A 22,807-nucleotide genomic window follows, 5' to 3' on the forward strand; every position below is an offset into this window, starting at 1 on the left:
GGGCCCTCCGCCAGGCGCCCCCGCGAACCCCGATGGATTACTCCACGGGCCAGCGCCCCCCTGACCCCAAAGGCCCGCACAGGGGGCCGCTGGTACGTTCTCCTGTGCTCGGGCGAACGGGCGCCGGCCCGTCACCCCGCGCCCTACTGGCCAGCGAACTTCTTGCTGACCGAGTCGAAGACACCCTTGGCCTCGGCGCCGAGGCGCGGACCGGCTAGCCAACCGGCCGTCACCGGACCGATGGAGGTGTTGGAGACCAGCGCCGGCTTGCCGTCCTGACCCGCGGCGACCCAGCCGCCGCCGGAGGAGCCGCCCGTCATCGTGCACCCGATGCGGTACATGGTCGGGTCCGCCTTGAAGACCGAGAGGCGGCCCGGCTTGTCCTTGCACTGCAGGGCCTTCTGGCCGTCGAACGGCGGGGCGGCCGGGTAGCCGGTCGCCGTCATCCCGGCGATCTCGGGCACGGCCGGGGCGTTGAAATCGACCGGAAGGGCGGAACCGACGGTCTCTTCGAGCGACTTGCCCGTGGAACCCTTCTCCGGCGTCACGTGCAGGACCGCGAAGTCGTACGGGGCACCCTGGCCGCCGACCGAGGCGCCCTGGGCGATCCACTGCTCGGAGGTCTGGGCCCACTGGCCCCACCACACGCCGTACGGAGCGATCTGCTCCTTGGACGCGGTCTCGAGCTCGGCCACCGACATGCCGCTGTTGTTGTACGCCGGGACGAAGGCGATGTTGCGGTACCAGCCGCCCTTCTTGCCCGCGTGCACGCAGTGGCCGGCGGTCCACACCATGTTGGACTTGCCGGGGTGCGCGGGGTCCTTCACGACCGTGGCGGAGCAGACCATCGAACCGTCGGGGCCGTCGAAGAGGAGCTTGCCCGACTCCGGCGCGTTGTCGTGATACGGAGTCGCCACGGGGGTCGCCGACACCGCAGCCGGCGTCGGGTCCGTCACTCCGTCGTCACCCGAGATGTCGTTGTCGACAGGCTTCTCAGGGGACTTGTCGGCATCCCGCATCCGGTCCGGGTCCCAGAGGTCCTCGATGATCGGGTTGACGTAGTCCTTCGCCTCACGCAGCCATTTGTCCTTGTCCCAGTTCTTCCACTCGCCGTTCTTCCACTGGTCGAGGTCGATCCCGTGCTCCTTGAGCCGGTCCTTCAGATCGTCCGGAATCTTGATCTTGCCGTCGGACGACTGACCGGTGGAGCTGCTCGGCTCGCCGCCGGCATCGTCCTCGGTCGGGCCGCACGCGGTGGCGGTGAGTGCGAGGACGGTGGCGAGAGACGCTGCGGCGAGCACGGGGGAGAGCTTGCGACGGGCGCTCCTCTTACGGCGTGCGGCATCGGTCGGGCGAATGGGTCGCATGTGGTGATCCCCCTGGGACTTCGTCATTCGTTACTTCGGTAAGGCACTGCGGCGAGTGGTAGCGCGCTGCGCACACCCAGGACGCCGGAAGGAGTGCCCCGGCCCGAGTGCGCGCCCCACTATGCCGGTGCCGATGGGGACGGTGCTCGGCAGGGCCACGGTTCCGCCTGCGCAAGGATCTTCCGATTTACCCGTGATCCCCCGCGATCGGCGTCGTTGGTACGTACGGGGGACACCCGGGCAGCGTTCACCGTCACGGCCCCTTCCCCGGGGGCAACGTACTGACGTGCAATGCAACTGTTACCGCAGGAGGATCAACAGCCGTGGCCGTGACCGAACCAGCTCCGGTGGCACCGTCCCCTGCCCACGAGGGGATTCTGCGACGCCAGGCACAGCGTGAGTCGGCGGCCCGTACCTATGCGCGGTCCTTGCCGATCGTGCCCGTACGCGCCCGGGGGCTGACCATCGAAGGTGCGGACGGGCGGCGCTACCTCGACTGTCTGTCCGGGGCGGGCACCCTGGCGCTGGGCCACAACCATCCGGTGGTGCTCGAGGCGATCAGGAAAGTCATCGACTCGGGCGCACCGCTGCATGTGCTCGATCTCGCCACCCCGGTCAAGGACGCGTTCACGACCGAGCTGTTCGCCAGCCTGCCGCGGCAGTTCGCGGACGACGCCCGGATCCAGTTCTGCGGGCCCGCCGGAACGGACGCCGTCGAGGCGGCGTTCAAGCTGGTCCGCGCCGCGACCGGCCGCTCAGGACTCCTGGCCTTCACCGGCGCGTACCACGGGATGACGGCCGGGGCGCTGGCGGCGTCGGGCGGCGCCCCGGACGTACAGGTGACGCGGCTGCCCTTCCCGCAGGAGTACCGCTGCCCGTTCGGCGTGGGCGGGGAGCGCGGTGCCGAGATCGCCGCCCACTGGACGGAGCACCTGCTCGACGACCCGAAGGCGGGGGTACCCTCTCCCGCCGGGATGATCGTGGAGCCGGTCCAGGGCGAGGGCGGAGTGAACCCCGCGCCCGACGGCTGGCTGCGGCGCATGCGGGAGATCACCGCGACGCGCGGCATTCCGCTGATCGCCGACGAAGTGCAGACCGGTGTCGGCAGGACCGGCGCCTTCTGGGCGGTCGAGCACAGCGGCGTCGTGCCCGACGTGATGGTGCTCTCCAAGGCCATCGGCGGCTCCCTTCCCCTCGCGGTGATCGTCTACCGATCCGAACTGGACCTCTGGCAGCCCGGCGCGCACGCCGGCACCTTCCGTGGCAACCAACTGGCGATGGCCGCCGGCGCGGCCACCCTCAAGTACGTGCGCGAGAACCGGCTCGCCGAACGCGCCGCGACACTGGGGGCGCGGATGCTCGCCCGCCTCCAGGGCCTGAGCGCGGACCATCCGAGCATCGGGGACGTCCGGGGCCGCGGCCTGATGATCGGGATGGAGCTGGTCGACCCCGAGGCCGCAGACCCCACCGGCCGGTCCGAACGCCCCACCACCCCGCCACCCGACCCGGTCCTCGCCGCCGCCGTACAGCAGGAGTGCCTGAGCCGCGGCCTCATCGTCGAACTCGGCGGACGCCACTCCGCCGTCGTACGCCTGCTCCCTCCCCTGACTCTCACCGACGAACAGGCAACAGCGGTCGTCGACCGCCTCGCCGACGCACTGGCAGCCGCAGAACGCTCACCGCACCGTCGGGCCACTGCCGGGCCGCACCGCTGATCCCGGACACCTCGTAAGGAAGACCGCCGTGAACCCCACCCCCGTGCCCGAGGCCGACGGCCCTCTCACCAGCCCTCACCCCGGGCAAGACGGACCGGACAGCCCCGTGGCAGTCGAGGCGACGACCGTGCCACGTCAGAAGACCCCGCCCCGCGGCGACCGTCGTACCCCCACGAACGCGTCCACCGGCGTGGCACAGCAGGACCTCCTCGACGACCCTGACCCGCTCAGGGCCGCGGACGCGGCGGGTACCGAGAACCTCCTGCGCTGCTGGGCCCGGGAGAACGACCTCCGCCGCCCGGACCGCGGCACCCTGCGCATCCCGCTCCCCGCCAGCGGCACCGCTCTGCTCGTCCCGGTCCTCTACTGGTCCGCCACCGGCTGGCACCGCTTCGGCGCGCCCACTCTGGAGACCGCGCCCGATTCCGCCCCGCCCGTCGACGCCGTCACCCTCGCGGCCCTCCTGGGCCGTGAGGCCGACCGGAACGCCGGCTCCGACCTGGTGGCCAGGGTGGCCGATTCCGTACGGCATACGGCTGTGTTCATCGAGGAGCGACGACGCACGCCCGCCGAGCCGGCCGAGGCCGATCTGTTCCTCACCGCCGAGCAGTCACTCCTCCTCGGTCACCCTCTGCACCCCACCCCCAAGAGCCGCGAAGGTCTCTCCGAGGCCGAAGCCCGCCTCTACTCGCCCGAGCTGCACGGCTCCTTCCCCCTGCACTGGATGGCCGTCGACCGGTCCGTACTGGCCACCGAATCAGCCTGGACCCAGGGCGGCCGGCCGGTGTCCGCCGAGGAGCTCGTCGCCCAGCACGCCGACGGTCTGCGCCTCCCCGATCACACCATCGCCCTCCCGCTCCACCCCTGGCAGGCCGGTGACCTGATGCGGCGCCCGGAAGTCGGCGCACTGTTCGAGGCGGGCCTCCTCCATTACCTCGGCGCCCACGGCAAGCACTGGCACCCCACGTCCTCCGTCCGTACCGTGCACCAGCCCGGTGCGGACCTCATGCTGAAGCTGTCCCTGGGCGTACGCATCACCAACTCCCGTCGTGAGAACCTCCGCAAGGAACTCCACCGGGGGGCGGAGGTCCACCGGCTGCTCCGCAGCGGCCTGGCCGAGCAGTGGCACACGGCGCATCCCGGCTTCGACATCGTCAGGGACCCCGCCTGGCTGGCCGTCGACGCCCCCGGCGGCGGCCCCGTCCCCGGACTCGACGTCATGCTGCGGCACAATCCGTTCGGTCCCGGGGACGATGCGGTGTGCATCGCCGGGCTCACGGCCCCGCGCCCCTGGCCGGACCACACGGGTATGCGGTCGCGCCTGGCCGTATGTGTCTCCCGGCTGGCCACACGCACCGGGCGGACCACGGCAGCCGTCTCCGCCGAGTGGTTCCTGCGCTACCTCGACCGGGTCGTACGGCCCGTCCTGTGGCTCGACGCCACGGCGGGGGTCGCCCTCGAAGCCCACCAGCAGAACACGCTGGTGCTGCTCGACCCCGACGGCTGGCCCATCGGTGGCCGTTACCGGGACAATCAGGGTTACTACTTCCGTGAGTCCCACCGCCCCGCACTCGATCGCAGGCTTCCCGGCATCGGCACCCTCAGCGACACCTTCGTCCCGGACCCCGTCACCGACGAGCGCTTCGCCTACTACCTCGGTATCAACAACGTCCTCGGCCTCATCGGAGCGTTCGGCGCCCAGCGCCTCGCGGACGAACAGGTGCTCCTCGCCGCATTCCGCCGATTCCTCGACGGAGTCTCAGGACTCGGCTCCCCGCTGCCCGCCTACCTGCTGGACACACCGCAACTGCGCTGCAAGGCCAACCTGCTGACCAGGCTGCACGGCCTCGACGAGCTCGTGGGCCCGGTCGACACCCAGTCCGTCTACGTCACCATCGCCAACCCCCTTCGCCCCTGAAAGACCTCGAACACATGGCCACCTGAACCCATGAGAGGAGAGCGTCACGTGCCTCCGGCCGAAGCGCACACGGACACCGGAACCGACGCCGCCCCCGAACTCGGCACGGGCGCGGAAGACACCCTGGACCTGCGGCTCTCCGAGGAACTCCTCGCCCTGTTCGGTGACGACACAGCAGCACCCGCCACCCGGCCGGCTGCCTCCGACCTGCTCGGCGACCCCGCATCCTGGCGCCCCGTCACCACCTCTGCCGGTGTCTTCCAGCTCGTCCCCGTGCGACTGGAACGTGACCTCGCGCTGATCAGCCGCTGGATGAACGACCCCGCGGTCGCCGCGTTCTGGGAACTCGCCGGAGGCGAAACAATCACCGCCGACCACCTCCGGCCGCAGCTGGAAGGAGACGGACGGAGCGTGCCCTGTCTCGGGGTCCTCGGGGGCATGCCCATGAGCTACTGGGAGATCTACCGGGCGGATCTCGACCCGCTGGCCCGCCACTACCCGGCCAGGCCCCATGACACGGGTATCCATCTCCTGATCGGCGGCGTGACCAACCGCGGCCGCGGCATGGGCACCACACTGCTGCGTGCCGTCTCCGACCTCGTACTCGACCATCTCCCCCTGTGCGCACGCGTCGTGGCCGAACCGGACATGCGTAACACCCCCTCCGTCGCAGCCTTCCTGAGCGCCGGTTTCCGTTTCTCGGCGGAGATCGAACTGCCCGACAAACGAGCCGCTTTGATGGTTCGCGACCGAGCCCACCGTGCCCAGCTGTGAACAGCTCGCTGACTTACCCGCACCGCTCGAACCCCATCGGTTCCACCCGGAGGAGTCCCCGTGCCGAAATATCCCGCGAGCAATGACCATGCGGAGCCCCACGCGCTGCACAGCACTGCGGATCTGAACCGGACGGGCTGGGACCGGGCAGCGGCCCGTCTGCTCGCGAAGATGCTCGGCGAGTTCGCCTACGAGGAGGTCATCGAGCCGACCGCGCTGGACGAGGCGGGTGACAGCTACTCACTCACGCTGGACGACGGCGCTGTGCTGCGCTTCCGGGCCCGGCGCGGCGTCTACGGCAGTTGGCGCGTCGACGCCGGCTCGATCGCCGAGATCGACGCGGCACGCCCGGCCGAGCCGGCCGGCGCTTCCCGCGCCGCGCCGAGGCCGTTCCGCGATCCCCTGACGTTCCTCGCCCGCGCCCACCGCCTCCTGGGCATCGACGGCGCCACGCTGGGTCACCTCATCCGCGAGATCACCACCACGCTCGCCGCCGATGCCGGACTCGATCACACCGCCGTCAGCGCTGCTCGTCTGGCGGAGCTCGACTACGCGGAGCTCGAGGGTCATCAGACCGGCCATCCCTGGCTCGTCGCCAACAAGGGACGTCTCGGATTCTCCGCCGGAGACATGGCCCGTTTCGCGCCCGAAGCCCGCCGGAAGGTCCGGCTGCCGTGGATCGCCGTCAGCACCCGCATCGCGGGCTACCGCGGGGTTCCCCGTCTCGCCACCCCCGAGCACCTTTACGCCCAGGAACTGGACCCGTCCGTCCGGGCCTCCTTCGACGCCACTCTGCGCGCCCGAGGTCTCGACCCGCAGGAATACCTGTTCCTTCCGGTACACCCCTGGCAGTGGGGCGAGTGGATCGTGCCGCACTTCGCCCCGGCGATCGCGGACGGCGACATCGTCCCGCTGCACGCCGACGACGATCTCCGGCTGCCGCAGCAGTCCATCCGGACGTTCTCCAACGTGGCACGCAAGGACCGGCACACGGTCAAGCTGCCGCTGTCCATCCTCAACACCCTCGTCTGGCGCGGTCTCCCCACCGAGCGCACGCTCGCAGCCCCGGCCGTCACCGCCTGGGTCCAGGGACGGTGCGAGTCCGACCCGTTCCTCCGGGACACCTGCGGTGTCATTCTCCTCGGCGAGGTCGCCTCCGTGGCCGTCGAGCATCCCCTCTACGACCGTCTCCCGGAGACGCCGTACCAGTTCAAGGAGATACTCGGCGCGATCTGGCGGGAGCCCCTGCATCCCCGGCTCGCACCGGGAGAGCGGGCCCGCACCCTCGCCTCGCTGCTGCACACCGACCCGCAGGGCCGTGCGTTCGTGGCGGAGCTCGCCACCCGTTCCGGGCTGACCCCCACCGCATGGCTGACGAGGCTCTTCGCCGCCCTGCTCCCTCCGCTCCTGCACTTCCTCTACCGCTACGGCACGGTCTTCTCCCCGCACGGCGAGAACGCCATCGTCGTCTTCGACGACCAGGACGTCCCCGTACGCCTGGCGATCAAGGACTTCGTCGACGACGTGAACATCAGCGCCCGGCCCCTGCCCGAGCACGACGACATGCCGGAGGCCGTGCGCCGCATCCTGCTGACGGAGGAGCCGGCCTTCCTCACCCAGTTCATCCACGCCGGACTGTTCGTCGGTGTCTTCCGCTATCTCTCTCCTCTGTGCGAGGAACAGCTGGGAGTGCCGGAGGACGAATTCTGGTTACTAGTGCGGGCGGAAATCCTCCGGCATCACGCCAGGTTCCCCGAACTCAAGGACCGGTTCGAGATGTTCGACATGCTGACCCCCCGCATCAAGCGCCTCTGCCTGAACCGCAACCGTCTGCATCTGGACGGTTACCGTGACCGGCCGCAGCGCCCGCACGCCGCCGTCCACGGCACCGTGCCGAACCCTCTTCATCCCGCCGCCCGAGTCCGGGAGTGACCGTCGTTGTCAGTGGCGCGCCGTAGGGTGGTCGGGCTATGACGAAGCCATCCCTCAACGAACTCCTCCACGCCGCCGTCACCGCCGTCGGCGGTACGGAGCGGCCCGGCCAGGTCACCATGGCCGAGGCCGTGGCCGAGGCTGTCGACGACCATTCCCATCTGCTGGTCCAGGCCGGTACCGGCACGGGCAAGTCCCTCGGCTATCTGGTGCCCGCGCTGGCACACGGGGAACGTGTCGTGGTGGCCACCGCGACCCTCGCGCTCCAGCGGCAGCTCGTGGAGCGAGATCTTCCGCGTACGGTCGACGCCCTGCACCCGATACTGCGCCGCCGGCCCCAGTACGCCATGCTCAAGGGGCGGTCGAACTACCTCTGTCTGCACCGGCTCCATGAGGGAGTGCCGCAGGAAGAGGAGGACGGGCTCTTCGACCAGTTCGAGGCGGCAGCGCCGTCCAGCAAGCTGGGCCAGGACCTGCTGCGCATGCGGGACTGGGCGGACGAAACGGAGACCGGGGACCGGGACGACCTCACCCCCGGCGTTTCGGACCGGGCGTGGGCGCAGATCTCCGTCTCCTCCCGTGAGTGCCTCGGGGCGACGAAGTGCGCCTACGGTGCCGAGTGCTTCGCCGAGATGGCCCGGGAGCGGGCCAAGCTCGCCGACGTGGTCGTCACCAACCACGCCCTGCTCGCCATCGACGCCATCGAGGGCGCCCCGGTGCTCCCGCAGCACGAGGTACTGATCGTCGACGAGGCCCATGAGCTGGTTTCCCGGGTGACGGGCGTGGCCACGGGGGAGCTCACGCCCGGCCAGGTGAACCGTGCGGTACGCCGTGCGTCCAAGCTGGTCAACGAGAAGGCCGCCGACGCGCTCCTGACCGCGTCCGAGGGCTTCGAGCGGGTCATGGAGCTGGCGCTTCCGGGGCGTCTGGAAGAGGTTCCGGAGGACCTCGGCTACGCGCTGATGGCGCTGCGGGACGCCGCTCGTACGGTGATTTCCGCGCTGGGTTCGACGCGGGACAAGTCCGTCCAGGACGAGGACGCGGTCCGTAAGCAGGCCATGGCGTCGGTCGAGTCCATTCACGGTGTCGCGGAGCGCATCACGCAGGGTTCCGAGTACGACGTCGTCTGGTACGAGCGGCACGACCGTTTCGGGGCGTCCGTGCGGGTCGCCCCGCTCTCCGTATCGGGTCTGCTCCGCGAGAAGCTCTTCGCGGACCGTTCCGTCGTCCTGACCTCGGCGACGTTGAAACTCGGCGGGGATTTCAACGGGGTCGGTGCTTCTCTGGGGCTTGCCCCGGAAGGCACCGCCGGTGATGACATCCCGCAGTGGAAGGGCCTGGACGTCGGCTCGCCCTTTGATTATCCGAAGCAGGGCATCCTCTACGTGGCCCGCCATCTGGCCACACCGGGGCGGGAGGGTTCTCGCACCGACATGCTGGACGAGCTCGCCGAGCTGATCGAGGCGGCAGGCGGCCGGACCCTGGGACTGTTCTCCTCCATGCGGGCGGCTCAGGCGGCGGCCGAGGAGCTGCGGGGCCGGCTCGGCAAGCCGATCCTGCTCCAGGGTGAGGAGACGCTCGGCGAGTTGATCAAGAACTTCGCCGCCGACCCGGAGACGTGCCTCTTCGGCACGCTCTCGCTCTGGCAGGGCGTCGACGTGCCCGGGGCGAGCTGCCAACTCGTGATCATGGACCGGATTCCGTTCCCGCGCCCCGACGACCCTCTGATGAGCGCCCGCCAGAAGGCGGTCGAAGAGGCGGGTGGCAACGGGTTCATGGCCGTCGCGGCGACGCATGCCGCACTGCTGATGGCTCAGGGCGCGGGCCGGCTCGTGCGGGCCACGGGCGACAAGGGCGTGGTCGCCGTACTCGATCCCCGGCTGGCCAACGCGCGGTACGGAAGCTATCTGCGCGCCTCCCTGCCCGATTTCTGGTACACCACGGACCGCGATCAGGTGCGGCGCTCACTCACGGCCATCGACGCGGCGGCCAAGGCCGACGGGCGGTAGCGGAGGAGTCGGCACAGCAAGCGGACCGGGAGAGGAGTGCCTCCCGGTCCGGCAGGGCCGTACACATCGCCGTAGACATGGCAGGGCCCCGGGATCGGCGCAGTGCATCCCGGGGCCCGGTCCGAATCGGCGGGGTTCAGACCCGCCGCAGCACCGCCACCACCTTGCCGAGGATGGTGGCCTCGTCACCGGGGATCGGCTGGTAGGCGGAGTTGTGCGGGAGGAGCCAGACGTGGCCGTCCTCGCGCTTGAAGCGCTTGACCGTGGCCTCGCCGTCCAGCATGGCAGCCACGATGTCCCCGTTCTCGGCGACCGGCTGGCGCCGGACCGTGACCCAGTCGCCGTCACAGATCGCGGCCTCGATCATCGAATCGCCGACGACCTTGAGGACGAACAGCTCTCCGTCGCCCACGAGCTGGCGGGGGAGCGGGAAGACGTCCTCGACCGATTCCTCGGCGAGGATCGGACCACCGGCAGCGATCCGGCCGACCAGCGGAACGTACGAAGCGGCGGGCTTGCCCGTCGTATCGGTCGGCTGGGTGCTGGGCTGATCCGAGCCCCGGACCTCGTACGCACGAGGGCGATGGGGGTCGCGACGCAGGAAACCCTTACGCTCCAGGGCCATCAGCTGATGAGCGACGGACGACGTGCTGGACAGTCCCACCGCCTGGCCGATCTCCCGCATCGAGGGCGGGTACCCTCGGCGCTGAACCGAATCGCGAATGACCTCGATCACCCGTCGCTGCCGGTCCGTGAGCCCGGAGCTGTCCGCCCGGATTCCTGGTGGGCGGCCGGGCAATGAGCGCGCGGGACGCGCGGGCTCCTGCCCCTCCGTGTTCGTGACTGAGTCATTCATTGCATGCACCGGCTCAAGTCGGCTCTGGGAGCGGTGGTCCTGGGCAGTGATGGTGGCACTGTCTGCGGTGGTGGTCACGTCGGCCCCTCTCGAATGTTCTCCCTAGCTGGACAACGGTAGTAGCTTTCGAAAGGTTGCGCCAAACACACGTTCGAGTGAAAAACAAATAAAGGCCCGCCGGGGGCTTGTGGTGGGGTGTATAGGCGCCCTTTGAGGCGACCGGCAATTCGGACCATTACGGTAGCGTCCGCGGTTCCACGACGCGCGTGCGGGGCCCTTTTCCGGGGGTGCCGCCCCAGTCTGCCACCGGGTGCCCCGCCATCGGGAGAGCCGTGCGTTTCCCGTACCCTCATGCCTGGCTGTGTGCCGCCGCAGCGGTCCGGAAGCGCGACACGCGCTAGGGCCGAAAGTGCGGCGAAACCCTAGATCTAGTGGTTGGATTGCCGCAGTCGCCCAGAAGTTGTGGTCCCTGGTCCATCGGGGAGCGGCGATCGCCTATGCTTGAGCCTGCTTCGAAGGGTCCGTGACGGACCTCAAGAGGCCATTCAGTCGTGCTGTGAAGGAGGGTTGGGAGCCATGCACTGCCCCTTCTGCAGGCACCCCGACAGCAGGGTCGTCGACAGTCGCACCACCGACGACGGCACGTCGATCCGACGGCGCCGCCAGTGCCCCGACTGCTCCCGCCGTTTCACGACGGTGGAGACCTGTTCGCTGATGGTGGTCAAGCGCAGCGGTGTGACGGAACCCTTCAGCCGTACCAAGGTCATTTCCGGTGTCCGTAAGGCGTGCCAAGGGCGGCCCGTCACCGAGGACGCACTCGCCAAGCTCGGCCAGCGGGTCGAAGAGGCGGTGCGTGCCACCGGCAGCGCCGAGCTGACCACCCACGACGTGGGTCTGGCCATACTCGGCCCCCTGCAGGAGCTCGACCTCGTCGCGTACCTGCGGTTCGCGTCCGTGTACCGGGCGTTCAATTCACTCGAAGACTTCGAGGCCGCCATCGTGGAACTTCGCGAGCAGCGGCCTCCCGCGATTGAACGCGGGAGCGGCGAGACCCTTGAGGTCCCCGCGCCCGCCATCGCCGCCGACTGATCGGCACCGGCCGGCCGAGGTCTGCCGGTCGGAGGCAGGGCGGTACCAAGACCTGTTCCCGGCGCTGCGAGCGGCGTCCGGAGCATCAGACACACACTGTGCCCTGGGAAGAACTGGGTACTTCAGGGCGTTTTTGCCCACATATGGGAGGCGGCATGACAGAGACGGCGAGCGGCCCGGCACGAGGTTCCCGCACCAAGGGCACCAAGTCGACTGCGAATCGGCAGGGTCTGCGTATCGAGCGCATTCACACCACCCCCGGCGTGCATCCGTACGACGAGGTGGCGTGGGAGCGCCGTGACGTCGTCATGACCAATTGGCGCGACGGCTCGATCAACTTCGAGCAGCGTGGCGTCGAGTTCCCCGACTTCTGGTCGGTGAACGCGGTCAACATCGTCACCAGTAAGTACTTCCGGGGGGCCGTCGGCACCCCGCAGCGCGAAACCGGTCTGCGACAGCTCATCGACCGGATCGTGAAGACGTACCGGAAGGCCGGTGAGGATTACAACTACTTCACCTCTCCCGCTGACGCCGAGATCTTCGAGCACGAGCTGGCGTACGCCCTCCTGCACCAGATCTTCAGCTTCAACTCGCCGGTCTGGTTCAACGTCGGAACGCCTCAGCCGCAGCAGGTCTCCGCCTGCTTCATCCTGGCCGTCGACGACTCCATGGAGTCGATCCTCGACTGGTACAAGGAAGAGGGCATGATCTTCAAGGGCGGCTCCGGTGCCGGCCTGAACCTCTCCCGTATCCGCTCCTCCAAGGAGCTGCTCTCCTCCGGTGGCAATGCCTCCGGCCCGGTCTCCTTCATGCGTGGCGCCGACGCGTCCGCCGGAACGATCAAGTCCGGCGGGGCCACCCGTCGTGCGGCCAAGATGGTCATTCTGGACGTCGACCACCCCGACATCGAGAACTTCATCGAGACCAAGGTCAAGGAGGAGGAGAAGATCCGCGCCCTGCGCGACGCGGGCTTCGACATGGACCTGGGCGGCGACGACATCACGTCCGTCCAGTACCAGAACGCCAACAACTCGGTCCGCGTGAACGACGAGTTCATGAAGGCCGTGGAGTCCGGCGGGAAGTTCGGTCTGCGGGCCCGGATGACCGGAGAGGTCATCGAAGAGGTCGAGGCGAAGTCCCTCTTCCGCAAGATGGCCGAGGCGGCCTGGGCCTGTGCCGACCCCGGAATCCAGTACGACGACACCATCAACCACTGGCACACCTGCCCGGAGTCCGGCCGGATCAACGGCTCGAACCCCTGCAGCGAGTACATGCACCTGGACAACACCTCGTGCAACCTGGCCTCGCTGAACCTGATGAAGTTCCTCAAGGACGACGGCGAGGGCCACCAGTCCTTCGAGTCCGAGCGCTTCTCCAAGGTCGTCGAGCTGGTCATCACCGCGATGGACATCTCGATCTGCTTCGCGGACTTCCCGACGCAGAAGATCGGCGAGAACACCCGCGCCTACCGTCAGCTGGGCATCGGTTACGCCAACCTCGGCGCCCTGCTGATGGCGACCGGCCACGCCTACGACAGTGACGGCGGCCGCGCCCTCGCCGGTGCCATCACGTCGCTGATGACCGGTACCTCGTACAAGCGCTCCGCCGAGCTCGCCGCGGTCGTCGGCGCGTACGACGGCTACGCCCGCAACGCCGAGCCGCACCAGCGCGTCATGAAGCAGCACTCCGACGCCAACGCCGTCGCCGTGCACGTGGACGACCTGGACTCGCCGATCTGGGCCGCCGCCACGGAGGCATGGCAGGACGTGATCCGGCTCGGCGCGAGGAACGGTTTCCGCAACGCGCAGGCGTCGGTCATCGCTCCCACCGGCACCATCGGTCTCGCGATGTCCTGCGACACCACCGGCCTCGAGCCCGACCTCGCCCTGGTCAAGTTCAAGAAGCTCGTCGGCGGCGGCTCGATGCAGATCGTCAACGGCACGGTCCCGCAGGCGCTCCGTCGCCTGGGCTACCAGCCGGAGCAGATCGAGGCGGTCGTCGCTCACATCGCCGAGAACGGCAACGTGATCGACGCCCCGGGCCTGAAGCCCGAGCACTACGAGGTCTTCGACTGCGCGATGGGCGAGCGGTCCATCTCCGCGATGGGCCACGTCCGGATGATGGCGGCCATCCAGCCGTGGATCTCCGGCGCGCTCTCCAAGACGGTGAACCTGCCGGAGACGGCCACCGTCGAGGACGTCGAAGAGGTCTACTTCGAGGCGTGGAAGATGGGCGTCAAGGCGCTCGCGATCTACCGCGACAACTGCAAGGTCGGCCAGCCCCTCTCCACGAAGAAGTGGGAGGAGAAGAAGGCCGAGGTGACCGCGAAGACCGAGGACACCATCCGCACAGCGGTGGAGAAGGTCGTCGAGTACCGCCCGGTCCGCAAGCGTCTGCCCAAGGGCCGTCCCGGCATCACCACCTCCTTCACGGTCGGTGGCGCCGAGGGTTACATGACCGCCAACTCCTACCCGGACGACGGTCTGGGTGAGGTCTTCCTGAAGATGTCCAAGCAGGGTTCGACCCTCGCGGGCATGATGGACGCCTTCTCGATCGCGGTCTCGGTCGGTCTCCAGTACGGCGTGCCGCTGGAGACGTACGTCTCGAAGTTCACCAACATGCGCTTCGAGCCGGCCGGCATGACGGACGACCCGGACGTGCGGATGGCGCAGTCGATCGTCGACTACATCTTCCGCCGCCTGGCGCTGGACTTCCTGCCGTTCGAGACGCGTTCCGCGCTCGGTATCCACTCGGCCGACGAGCGTCAGCGTCACCTCGACACCGGTTCGTACGAGCCGTCGTTCGAGGAGGAGGGCCTGGACACCGAGAGCCTCGCCCAGTCCGCTCCGCTTCAGGTAGAGCCCCTGAAGGCGGTCGCGGCCCCGCAGGAGGCGGCTGAGAAGCCGGCTCCGAAGACGGCGCACACCTCGGCCGAGCTGGTCGAGATGCAGCTCGGTATCAGCGCGGACGCGCCGCTCTGCTTCTCCTGCGGTACGAAGATGCAGCGCGCCGGTTCCTGCTACATCTGCGAGGGCTGCGGCTCGACCAGTGGCTGCAGCTGATCCAGTGCGCCCGAACCGGGCGTAGAGCACCTGCGCGGGGCGGTGGAGCCGATCATTCGGCGCCACCGCCCCGAGCGGTTTCGCGGCCGGGTCGTGACATCCGCGCGGCGCGCCGGCCGGTCAGGAACCCGATGTGCGGGTTCCCATGGCCGCGGCGAACTCATCCGGGTCACCGTCGAAGCCACGCACCTCGGAGTGGAACGCCCAGACGCCCGAGCTGTCCCGAGTGAACTCCGCGACCACCGCCGCCGTGGCTGCCGGGACGCCCGAGAAGTCGCTCTCCGAGAGGTTCGTGTACCCCTCGCGGATCTGCACACCGGTGCGCGGTATGTCACCGAAGGTCTTCCGGCCGTCCCGTTGCTGGATGGCGATCCCGACGATCACCCGGGCGTACCTGTCGGCCAGCCGGTCGAGTTCGATGGTCATGACCTCGTCGAACCCGAGACCCTGGCCGGTCCTGCTGTCCCGGTTGAGCGTGATCGTTCCGTCCGGTGAGCGGCTGTCGAAATGCACCAGATAGGCGGGGGGGCCGTACGGATCGTCCGTCGTGTACGGCGCGGCGATGATGTCCAGGTCATGCGCCGGCTCGCCCGCCTCGCTGGGGTCCCATTTGAGCTTCACTTCAACCTTGTCGATGTCCTTATTGGGAGTGCTCATCGGACTTTCCTCCTCGCGCCGGGCCCGCGGACCGCTTTCACCGCCCGATCATGACCGTAACTGTCCGTGAATCCAACCGCCTTGGCATCCGGCGACGCAATCGGGCCATGGTCGTGACGGGATCGCTCAGTGCGGGATGCGGCGCGGGGGCCGCTGGACGATTTCGTCGCGGAACAGCTCGATCTGGCTGCTGACCTGGCGGATGAGGTGGGTGTTCTCTATGCGGTCGAGATAGAGGCACTGCCGGGCCAGGCCCTCCAGTTCGAACGCGAAGCAGAGTGACATCAGAGGGTTGACGAAGAGTTCGCTCCCACGGGTGCGTGAAGTGAACTGAACATCCCCGAAGGCCCCTTGGACGGCGGCCGCTATCGAACCGTTGACGATGCTGGGGTGTTCGGGAGTGTGCTGCTGGGCGTGGGCCACGGCGTCGACGAAGAGCGCCCCCTCGCGGGTCGTACGAGGGACGGAGAACGCGCCCAGGTAGGCACCGGCGCGTTCCAGGGCGGCGATGTTCTCCAGTACGAGGCCGTGGCTCACCCCGTGATAGGCGTCGACTCCGAAGCCGACGGAGACGACCAGGCGCTGGGGCACGTCGATCCTGGCGAGCGCGGCGACGCTGGTGAGGTCCTCCTCCGGCGTTCCGAGCCCCGACTCGTCGCCTCGCATCAGGATGTCGGTGCCACCGTCCACGAGCACCACGGCATCGATGTCGTAGGCGTCGATCAGCGCCTGGTAGGCGGCGCGGAGCGGCTGCACGCCGACGCGGGAGAACGCGTGCACCGTGCTGGGATAGCGGTGCAGTTCGAGCCATTGGGCAAGGGTGCGTTCGGGGAAGTACGCCTGGTGGAGGGCGGATCGGGGGCCGACGGCGGCGACGTCGGGCGCGAGCCAGGAGTCGGGCGGAAGCCCTTCGATCGCGCTGAACGAGAGATTGGCGAGCTGGACGTTCTTGCCCTGGTGCATCAGGGAAAGCGCCACTGGAAGGCCCGCGTAGATATCGAATCCGCCCCCGGCACCGGCGACGAGAACGCGCTCGGCGGTTTCGAGCCGGGCGAACAGGGGATTGGCGTGCAGCGCAGTCATGTTGATCATTCTGGGACCGGCACGGATCGCTTCGGGCGGAGTCCGTCGTAGCGTGACCCGCGCCACGTCGGGCGCCGTACGATGGCGCGGTGCTGGTCAAGTGGATTCGCTGCACCGTGGTGGACCGTCATGGGTTCGAGCGGGGACAGCGAAAGTGGGCGGGGCTGCTGGGTGAGCCGGGTTTCAGGGGGCAGAGCGGAGGGTGGAGCCGGGGGCGGCCGGACGTGGCTCATGTCTTCGCGTTCTGGGAGAACCGCGTCTTCTACGACTCCTTCATGGCGCGCGGGCATGACCGGCTGGCCACGGCGCAGACCGGCATGTACCGGGACATGCAGGTGAAGCTCTTCGAGTACCGCTTCGATGTGAAGACCGGCTTCGAACCGCACTTCACCGACGCCGATGTCGTCCGGGTGGCGCACAGCCGGGTGCACGAAGATCGGGTGGAGCATTTCGCGCTGATGCAGCGGCAGGTGTGGAATCCGGCGATGGCCGGATCGCCGGGGATGCTGCGGGGGATGTTCGGGGAAGCGCCGGGGCACGAGTTCCTGGTGCTGTCTATGTGGCAGTCGAGTGCTGAGCGGGGCAAGTACCGGCCGCAGGGCGTGGAACGGCTCTCGGACCGGGCACAGACCGAGACGGATGTGGCGGAGCTGGCCGGAGACGTGGTGGAGCTCCAGCCGCTGTGGACGGTGTGACCGGCTGACGTCGGGTTCGGCTGCGGCTCCGGGTCAGATGCCTGGAGGAGGCGTTGTCCCGCTGGCCGGGCGCGGTCGTCGTGGTCTCCCACGACCGGCTTCTTCGACGGCGTTTCGTTGGTCACATACGCCCGGATGGAGTCCGGACAACTGCTCGATTGAGGCGTGCTGGGCCTAGGGTCGTGACATGCCACGACCGCAGCGCATTGTTCTCGTCCGGCACGGTGAGTCCGAAGGCAATGCCGACGACACGGTGTACGAGCGGGAGCCCGACCACGCGCTGAGGCTCACGGCCAACGGATTGCGGCAGGCCAGGGAGACGGGGGCCCGGCTGCGCGAGCTGTTCGAGGGAGAGCGGGTCAGCGTCTACGTCTCGCCCTACCGTCGGACACACGAGACCTTCAGAGCCTTCGGCCTCGACCCGGAGAAGGTGCGGGTGCGGGAAGAGCCCAGGCTGCGCGAGCAGGACTGGGGGAACTGGCAGGACCGGGACGACGTACGTCTGCAGAAGGCGTACCGCGACGCGTACGGCCACTTCTTCTACCGCTTCGCCCAGGGAGAGTCCGGGGCCGATGTGTACGACCGGGTCGGGGCCTTCCTGGAGAGCCTGTACCGGAGCTTCGAGGACCCCGGCCATCCGGAGAACGTCCTGCTGGTCACGCACGGACTGACGATGCGGTTGTTCTGCATGCGCTGGTTCCACTGGTCCGTGGCGGAATTCGAGTCGCTGTCCAACCCCGGCAACGCGGAGACGCGCTCCCTGGTGCTGGGCCAGAACGGCCGCTATACGCTCGACCGGCCGTTCGAGCGCTGGCGCACCCCGGAGCCGTACGGCACCACCGGATAGAGTGGCAGAGCGATGACCGCTGATTCTGCTTCCGACCGGCGCTTCGAACGCGCCCTGGCCAGCCTGCGTGGGCTGTCCGTGGGAGACGCCCTGGGCTCCCAGTTCTTCGTCCCTGTCAACTATCCGCTGCTCAAACGGCGCGCTCTGCCGCCCGGTCCCTGGCAGTGGACCGATGACACCGAGATGGCTTCCTCGGTACTCGCCGTGCTCGCCGCGCACGGCCGTATCGACCAGGACGCGCTCGCTCACTCCTTCGCCGAGCATCATGATTTCGACCGGGGCTATGGCCCCGCGGTGAACCGGCTGCTCAGGCTGGTCCGGGAGGGTGGCGACTGGCGCGAGCTGGCCTCCGCGCTCTTCAACGGCCAGGGTTCCTGGGGCAACGGATCGGCCATGCGTATCGCGCCGCTCGGCGCCTGGTACGCGGACGACCCGGAGCAGGCCATTCACCAGGCCGAGATCTCCTCGTACACGACGCACCAGCACCGTGAGGCAGTGGTCGGCGCGATGGCGGTCGCCGCGGCCGCCTCGCTGGCCGCCGCGCCCGGAGGTCCGCCCGCGCCCGGCGATCTCCTGGACGGTGTCATCGCCCTCGTACCGCGCAGCGCGGTCGGCGCGGGGCTGCGCCGCGCACGCGACATGCTCGACTACCGGGACGCGGGCACGGTGGCGGCCGTTCTCGGCAACGGGCGCCGTACGAGTGCGCACGACACCGTGCCGTTCGCCCTGTGGTCGGCGGCGCGGAGCCTCGGCGACTTCGAGCAGGCGTTCTGGGTCACGGCCCAGGCCGGTGGGGATGTCGACACCACCTGCGCCATCGTCGGAGGCGTGGTCGCGGCCGGCACCGCAGGGGCACCGCCCGCCGACTGGCTGGACCAGACGGAAGAGCCGCCGCCCTGGCTCGCCGTGACGCACAGCTGACAACCCGCCCGGCGGGGTCCACTGTCACGGTCCTGCCACAGCACGGTCCACGGCTGCTGGAGGGCCGCCCAGGCGCATACCCTTTCGGCCACGCCGCCACTCATTGATCTTGTCGTGGCATGCGCCGAACGAGAAGCCGGGGCGATCGTGCCGCCTCCTGGCCGTGCGAGCGGGCCCGGTGGGGAGGGGTCCCATGTCCGATCAACCGTCCGAGGCGTCGCGCCGACCCGAAACGTCCAAGGCATCCGGACTGTCCAAGGCATCCGATGCGCCCGCAGCCGAATCCGGTGGCGCAGCCGAATCCGGTGCCGCAGCCGAAGCCGGGGCCACTTCCGGGGCCCAGGCGCCGGGTCCGCCGGTGGACGCCGAAGGAACCGCGTCGTCCGCGCCCGATTCCGCGAGGGCGCGCGCAGTGGCCGCCAGCAGCGGCACCGCGCAGGCGAGCGGGACTGCCGGGACCGCCCAGCCGGTGCCGGGACAGCGGCAGCAGGGCAACCCATGGCAGCAGGGCGTGCGGCCCCCGGTCGCGCGGCTCCGACTGCACCCGGTCCCCTCGATTCCCGTCCCGGCCGGCACGCTCTGGTCCGTCCTCGCCACCGCGCTCCTCAGCGCCATCCTGCTGGGCGACGGCCTGGGCCCGAACCTCCTGATCGTCGTGGTGCCCGCGGCGCTCGCGGCCTTCTTCGCCGCGCTCCACGCGGGCCGGCGGCCGCGTCCCTGGACACTCACCTGGGCGGCCGGAGGTCTGGCACTGCTCGCGGTCCCGGCGCTCCGGGACGCCGGCTGGCCGACCTTCCTCGCCCTGGTGTCCGCTCTCGCCCTGGGTTCCCTGGCTCTGCACGGCAGCCGCAGCTGGATGGGCATCCTCCTCGGTTCGCTGGGCCTGTTCGGCTCGGCCGTCCCCGGTGTGCGGTGGGGATGGAGAGGACTGCGGTCCCAGGCGGAAGCCTCGCGCGCCCGTTGGGGCACGGCCGTCCGCACGACGGCGGTGGCCGTGGTGCTGCTCATCGTGTTCGGCACACTCTTCGCCGGGGCCGACGCGGCCTTCGCCGACCTGCTCGGCAACCTCATCCCCGATGTGTCGATCGAGGACGGCCCGTGGCGGGTCTTCCTGTTCCTGCTGGGGCTTGTGGGTGCGCTGGCCGCCGCGTACGCCGCTGCCGCCCCGGCCCGGTGGGACGAGGTCACCGTCCGTCCCGGTCCGGCCCGGGGAAGGGTGGAGTGGGCACTTCCGCTGATCGTCCTCAACCTGCTCTTCGCGGCGTTCATCGCGCTCCAGCTCGCCGTCCTGTTCGGTGGGTACGACAAGGTGCTGGAGGAGACCGACCTCTCCTACGCGGAGTACGCGCGCCAGGGCTTCTGGCAGTTGCTGTGGGCCACCCTCCTCACGCTTCTCGTGATCGCCCTCGCCCTGCGCTGGGCGCCCCGCGGCGGCACCCGCGACCGGACGCTGGTACGCGGAGTGCTCGGTGCGCTGTGCGTACTCACCCTCGTGGTCGTCGCCTCGGCACTGCGGCGCATGGACCTCTATGTGGACGCGTACGGCCTCACCAGGCTGCGCATCTCCGTCGCGGCCATGGAACTCTGGCTCGGCGTGGTGCTGGTCCTGATCATCGCCGCGGGCGTGTTCGGTGCGCGGCTGCTGCCGCGCGCCGTGGCCGTGAGTGCGGCCGTCGGCGTGCTCGCGTTCGGCCTGGTCTCGCCCGACGGGCTGATCGCGGAACAGAACGTGCAGCGGTACGAGGATGACAGGTCCATCGACATCGACTACCTCAAGTCGCTCTCGGCCGATGCCGTACCGGCTCTGGACAAGCTCCCGGAACCGCTGCGTTCCTGCGCGCTGGCGAGGATCGAGCGGGATCTCGACCGCTCGGACGAACCTTGGTACGCGACTAGTTGGGGCGTGACACGCGCCCGCGACATCCTGGTGGAACGGAGCGCTCTGGAGCGTGCGAACGAATGCGAGAGGTCGGGCCGGTACGGAACGGGCAGCGAACGCGACGGCGTCGACGGGGAGTTCTACGATCCCTACGACCCGTACTGATCACTCCCGTGCCGATGCGCTGACCACTGACCCCCTCCGCGCGGATGCGGATGCGGCACGCCTGAGAGCGTCCCGCATCCGCATCCCGCATCCGCGCGTGAGCAGGCGGGCCCTACGCGGCCGGACCGGCCGCTGCGGACTTCCCGCTCAGTGCTTCCAGATCGCTCTTGCGTACCCGGATGACCAGGACCGCCGTCAGCAGCGCGATGACTGCCATGACGACAGCCGCGGTGAAGGCCGTGGAGATGCCCTGGGTGAGCACCTCGTTGCCCCACGGTGCGGGGAGCTCATGGGTTCTGGCGAACTCCGCCTGCTGCTCCGGTGTCGCCTGCGCCATGAACGCCGGGATCTGCTTCTCCGCCTCGTCTCGGCTCGCCGTGCCGAAGACGGTCACCAGGATGGAGAGGCCGAGCGAACCCCCCACCTGCTGGCTGGCATTGAGCAGACTGGACGCCGCCCCGGCCTCGTGCTGCGCGACGCCGGATACGGCGGTCAGCGTCAGCGTGACGAAGTTCAGCCCCATTCCGAAGCCGAAGAGGAGCATGGGGCCGAGCACACCGCTCACGTAGGAGCTGTCCGGCGAGATGAGGGTCTGCCAGAAGAGTCCGAGCCCGGTGATCGTCGAGCCGGTGACCATGAAGGGTTTGGGACCGAGCACCGGCAGCAGCCGCTGCGAGAGTCCGGCGCCCGTGATGATCGCGACCGTGACCGGGAGGAACGCCAGGCCCGCCTCGATCGGGCTGTAGTCCAGGACGTTCTGCACGAACAGCACGATGAAGAAGAACATGCCGAACATGGCCGCGGACAGGCTGAGCATGATCATGTAGGTGCCCGAGCGGTTGCGGTCGGCGAACATCCGCAGGGGAGTGATCGGTTCCTTGGCCCGTGACTCGATCAGTACGAAGGCGGCGAGCAGCACCACCGCCGCACCGAAGGACGACACTGTGAGCGTGTCGCGCCAGCCTTCCTCCGAGGCGCGGATGAACCCGTACACCAGTGAGGCCATGCCGAGCGTCGAGGTCAGTGCCCCGGAGACGTCGAAGCGGCCGGGGTGCTTCTCCGACTCGCTGATGTACATGGGTGCGAGGACCGCGATCAGTACACCGATCGGTACGTTGACGAACAGGACCCAGCGCCAGTCGAGCCATTCGGTGAGCATGCCGCCGGTCAGGAGCCCGATCGCGCCGCCGCCCGCCGACACCGCGGCGAACACCCCGAACGCGCGGTTGCGTTCGGGCCCTTCGCGGAACGTGGTGGTGATCAGGGCCAGCGAGGTGGGTGAGGCGATGGCCCCGCCGACCCCCTGCAGCGCCCGTGCGACCAGCAACTGCCAGGGCTCCTGGGAGAGTCCGCCCAGCAGCGAGGCGAGCGTGAAGACGATGATCCCGGTCATGAAGACCCGGCGGCGGCCCAGGATGTCGCCGGCCCGGCCGCCGAGCAGGAGCAGACCGCCGAAGGTGAGCGTGTAGGCGCTCAGGACCCAGGAGAGATCGGTCGTCGAGAAGCTGAGCGCATCCTGGATGTGCGGAAGCGCGATGTTGACGATGGTGGCGTCGAGCACGACCATCAGCTGACATGCGGCAATGACGGCCAGCGCGATCCCTGGGCGCCCCTCCCGGCGGGCCGCGCCGGGATTGCCCTGTTTTTCTAACTGAGAGGTTGTCACTATGGGTCCCCCACGAGTGAATTAGTGAACGGAAGCGTTCACTGTCGCGTCAACGGTAGTGAGTCCCCGTTAGTGAACGCAAGCGTTCACTGAGACTGCCGTCGACGGGATGTCCGTCGCTGTCGGCCGCTTCCACCCGGAACGTGCCGATCCGCTCCTCTCCCCGTAGTGA

16 protein-coding genes are annotated in these 22,807 nt (G+C 69.1%); 11 read left to right on the plus strand and 5 right to left on the minus strand.

Annotation, left to right across the window (positions count from 1 at the left end; translation table 11 throughout):
• Positions 1 to 143 precede the first annotated feature (143 nt).
• Positions 144 to 1,367 carry a trypsin-like serine peptidase gene (locus ACFWSK_RS30200; RefSeq protein WP_383793001.1) on the minus strand — a complete coding sequence of 408 codons (1,224 nt, stop codon included), beginning with the start codon at positions 1,365 to 1,367 and terminating at the stop codon, positions 144 to 146.
• A gap of 323 nt (positions 1,368 to 1,690) precedes the next feature.
• On the opposite strand from ACFWSK_RS30200, the gene ACFWSK_RS30205 reads away from it, so the two are divergent.
• The 5 genes from ACFWSK_RS30205 to ACFWSK_RS30225 are packed head-to-tail and all read left to right on the plus strand — an operon-like array spanning position 1,691 to position 9,715.
• Positions 1,691 to 3,082, plus strand: coding sequence for a diaminobutyrate--2-oxoglutarate transaminase family protein (locus tag ACFWSK_RS30205; protein ID WP_383793004.1), 1,392 nt, complete (start codon positions 1,691 to 1,693; stop codon positions 3,080 to 3,082).
• A 28-nt stretch (positions 3,083 to 3,110) separates the two neighbouring features.
• Positions 3,111 to 5,000: an IucA/IucC family protein gene (locus tag ACFWSK_RS30210; protein WP_383793007.1), complete on the plus strand. Its 1,890-nt coding sequence runs from the start codon at positions 3,111 to 3,113 to the stop codon at positions 4,998 to 5,000.
• 48 nt (positions 5,001 to 5,048) lie between these two features.
• The gene (locus tag ACFWSK_RS30215; protein WP_383793011.1) at positions 5,049 to 5,774 is read left to right on the plus strand and encodes a GNAT family N-acetyltransferase; all 726 of its coding nucleotides are present in this window, start codon (positions 5,049 to 5,051) and stop codon (positions 5,772 to 5,774) included.
• A 60-nt stretch (positions 5,775 to 5,834) separates the two neighbouring features.
• Positions 5,835 to 7,706, plus strand: a complete 1,872-nt coding sequence (locus ACFWSK_RS30220) for an IucA/IucC family protein (protein WP_383793014.1) — start codon at positions 5,835 to 5,837, stop codon at positions 7,704 to 7,706.
• Positions 7,707 to 7,744: 38 nt separating this feature from the next.
• The gene (locus ACFWSK_RS30225) at positions 7,745 to 9,715 is read left to right on the plus strand and encodes an ATP-dependent DNA helicase (protein WP_383793018.1); all 1,971 of its coding nucleotides are present in this window, start codon (positions 7,745 to 7,747) and stop codon (positions 9,713 to 9,715) included.
• A 136-nt stretch (positions 9,716 to 9,851) separates the two neighbouring features.
• Here the strand turns inward: ACFWSK_RS30225 and lexA are convergent, their stop codons facing one another.
• Positions 9,852 to 10,649, minus strand: coding sequence for a transcriptional repressor LexA (gene lexA, locus ACFWSK_RS30230; RefSeq protein ID WP_383793021.1), 798 nt, complete (start codon positions 10,647 to 10,649; stop codon positions 9,852 to 9,854).
• 498 nt (positions 10,650 to 11,147) lie between these two features.
• Here lexA and nrdR point away from each other — a divergent pair, with 498 nt between their 5' ends.
• On the plus strand, positions 11,148 to 11,660 hold the full coding sequence (gene nrdR, locus ACFWSK_RS30235) for a transcriptional regulator NrdR (protein ID WP_383793024.1): 513 nt from the start codon (positions 11,148 to 11,150) through the stop codon (positions 11,658 to 11,660).
• A gap of 155 nt (positions 11,661 to 11,815) precedes the next feature.
• The gene (locus ACFWSK_RS30240) at positions 11,816 to 14,722 is read left to right on the plus strand and encodes a vitamin B12-dependent ribonucleotide reductase (protein WP_383793027.1); all 2,907 of its coding nucleotides are present in this window, start codon (positions 11,816 to 11,818) and stop codon (positions 14,720 to 14,722) included.
• A gap of 120 nt (positions 14,723 to 14,842) precedes the next feature.
• On the opposite strand, the gene ACFWSK_RS30245 is transcribed toward ACFWSK_RS30240, so the two are convergent.
• On the minus strand, positions 14,843 to 15,379 hold the full coding sequence (locus tag ACFWSK_RS30245; protein WP_383793030.1) for a TerD family protein: 537 nt from the start codon (positions 15,377 to 15,379) through the stop codon (positions 14,843 to 14,845).
• Positions 15,380 to 15,505: 126 nt separating this feature from the next.
• Complete coding sequence (locus ACFWSK_RS30250) at positions 15,506 to 16,462, minus strand: DUF1152 domain-containing protein (RefSeq protein ID WP_383793033.1); 957 nt, start codon at positions 16,460 to 16,462, stop codon at positions 15,506 to 15,508.
• 89 nt (positions 16,463 to 16,551) lie between these two features.
• On the opposite strand from ACFWSK_RS30250, the gene ACFWSK_RS30255 reads away from it, so the two are divergent.
• The 4 genes from ACFWSK_RS30255 to ACFWSK_RS30270 all read left to right on the plus strand — a co-directional run bounded on the left by ACFWSK_RS30255 (position 16,552) and on the right by ACFWSK_RS30270 (position 20,969).
• The gene (locus tag ACFWSK_RS30255) at positions 16,552 to 17,157 is read left to right on the plus strand and encodes a YdbC family protein (RefSeq protein ID WP_383793035.1); all 606 of its coding nucleotides are present in this window, start codon (positions 16,552 to 16,554) and stop codon (positions 17,155 to 17,157) included.
• Between the two features lie 187 nt (positions 17,158 to 17,344).
• Entirely contained in the window at positions 17,345 to 18,004 is a 660-nt protein-coding gene (locus tag ACFWSK_RS30260) for a histidine phosphatase family protein (protein WP_383793038.1), read from the plus strand.
• Positions 18,005 to 18,016: 12 nt separating this feature from the next.
• Positions 18,017 to 18,925, plus strand: a complete 909-nt coding sequence (locus ACFWSK_RS30265) for an ADP-ribosylglycohydrolase family protein (RefSeq protein ID WP_383793041.1) — start codon at positions 18,017 to 18,019, stop codon at positions 18,923 to 18,925.
• A 193-nt stretch (positions 18,926 to 19,118) separates the two neighbouring features.
• On the plus strand, positions 19,119 to 20,969 hold the full coding sequence (locus ACFWSK_RS30270) for a DUF4153 domain-containing protein (RefSeq protein ID WP_383793044.1): 1,851 nt from the start codon (positions 19,119 to 19,121) through the stop codon (positions 20,967 to 20,969).
• Between the two features lie 112 nt (positions 20,970 to 21,081).
• Here the strand turns inward: ACFWSK_RS30270 and ACFWSK_RS30275 are convergent, their stop codons facing one another.
• Complete coding sequence (locus ACFWSK_RS30275; protein ID WP_383793047.1) at positions 21,082 to 22,635, minus strand: MFS transporter; 1,554 nt, start codon at positions 22,633 to 22,635, stop codon at positions 21,082 to 21,084.
• Positions 22,636 to 22,807 lie beyond the last annotated feature (172 nt).

The organism is Streptomyces sp. NPDC058620, assembly GCF_042717135.1.
Classification (GTDB): domain Bacteria; phylum Actinomycetota; class Actinomycetes; order Streptomycetales; family Streptomycetaceae; genus Streptomyces.